The 251-nt window shown below is 49.0% G+C and carries 1 protein-coding gene; it reads right to left on the bottom strand.

Annotation, left to right across the window (positions count from 1 at the left end):
* On the bottom strand, positions 1-251 hold a 251-nt coding region (locus LKX83_RS32710), incomplete at both ends, for an ABC transporter substrate binding protein (RefSeq protein ID WP_370639181.1).

The raw sequence follows: 251 nt of genomic DNA, 5'->3' as shown, positions 1-251 counted from the left end.
CCCTGCGCAGACGTGTATCCAATATCGGCATCAGCATATCCGTTTTCTTTCAATGCCTGAATGAAGCCTTCGCGGGCGGCATCAAGAGCAGGATGCTCAATAATCTGTGTGATGCCTATACTTACCTTATCTTTGTTGGTCTGTCCTGCGCTCTGCTCACCGCTTGCTTGCTTTTGCTGTTGGTCAGACGATGTTTTGGTGCTGCTACAAGCTGCCAGAAGCACACACAGCAATAAGAACCCCAAACTTAC

The organism is Cohnella baijiui, assembly GCF_020731285.1.
Lineage (GTDB): Bacteria > Bacillota > Bacilli > Paenibacillales > Paenibacillaceae > Cohnella.
This window is presented reverse-complemented; position numbering and strand designations above follow the sequence as displayed.